1 protein-coding gene is annotated in these 1310 nt (G+C 43.0%); it reads left to right on the top strand.

Going from position 1 to position 1310, the window contains the following annotated elements; genetic code table 11:
• The first annotated feature begins 386 nt into the window (after nucleotides 1-386).
• Complete coding sequence (locus O9300_RS08250) at nucleotides 387-1163, top strand: DUF5131 family protein (protein ID WP_287971193.1); 777 nt, start codon at nucleotides 387-389, stop codon at nucleotides 1161-1163.
• The last annotated feature ends 147 nt before the right edge of the window (nucleotides 1164-1310 follow it).

The following is a 1310-nucleotide window of genomic DNA, read 5'->3' on the forward strand; positions in this document are numbered from 1 at the left end:
CCCGGCGACTGTTCGAGTTTTGTCAGGGAGATTATGGTGGTGACCCTTGCTACGAAGCGGTCTTTTCTGACCAAGGTTGGGACGGTCTACCACTTCTCTCAATATACAAGGTTGGGTTGAAGCATGAAACCCAACGCCCGCTCATGTTACGCTACCGCTAACCCATCCTACAAATAATTGTGCCTCCCTACTTATAACTTCGTAAGCGCCTGTTGTTTTCGTTAAACGATGTAATATTTTGTGTACACCGCAACTCATTGACGATTGCGTAATGTAGAAAGTGAGTGCGGCGACAATTGTACTTGTCAAACAATGGTATAGTACAAGTAAATTGCTAATTATCGGCAGGTAGCGTCTGTCAAAGATATAGCTTGTGGAGTTAAAATATGTCTAGTACACACACTGGTATTGAGTGGACTGATAAAACGTGGAATCCAACAACTGGGTGCGATAAAATTAGCACTGGCTGTCTGCATTGTTATGCCGAAGCTATTACACAGCGTTTTCCCAAAAACTTTCCCAATGGATTCAGCTTAACTTTGCATCCAGAAAGATTGGAAGAACCCTTACGTTGGCGCACTCCCAGTCGAGTTTTTGTCAACTCAATGAGTGACCTTTTTCATGATGATGTGCCTCTCGACTTTATCAGACAAGTTTTCTCAGTTATTCATTCAACACCTTGGCATATATATCAGATTCTAACAAAGCGACAAAGCCGTTTAGGTGATTTAGCGTCTCAATTAGATTTTCCAGAAAACATTTGGCTAGGTGTATCTGTCGAGAACCAAAACCACATAGATCGGATTGAATATCTTCGGACAGTGCCTGTTTCAGTGCGTTTCATTTCATGTGAGCCACTTTTAGGACCACTAGAACTTAATTTAACTAGCATTGATTGGGTTATTGTCGGCGGAGAATCCGGGCAAAAACATCGCCAGATGAAACTTGACTGGGCAAGGGATATCCGCGATCAATGTCAAAATTCAGGGGTAGCATTTTTTTTCAAACAAGTTGGGGGAAGGACACCGAAAGCAGGGGGTAGATTACTTGATGATAAAATCTGGGACGAGATGCCTAATGCCTGGAATCAGCATATCCAAAAATGGGGAAGTGTCCCACTTAAATCAGCGAGGCGTTCAGAAAAATTAGAGCTTATTGCTTAACTGGAAATTTGACACTCCCCGCTCTAAAGAGACGGGGATTCTTGGTTCACAGAGATTACTTGCTTAGACAGAATTGCTTCTGAAAAAGTAGAGGTATTCTCTCCCCAAGCGTTTATTGGATCGAGCCCAAAGGTTCCGGTATGCCCT

The organism is Microcystis sp. LE19-195.1E (genome assembly GCF_027532095.1).
GTDB classification, from domain to species: Bacteria; Cyanobacteriota; Cyanobacteriia; order Cyanobacteriales; family Microcystaceae; genus Microcystis; species Microcystis aeruginosa.

Excerpts from the sequence above, each read along its gene's own strand:
- O9300_RS08250 (WP_287971193.1), top strand. The coding sequence starts at position 387 with ATGTCTAGTACACACACTGGTATTGAGTGGACTGATAAAACGTGGAAT.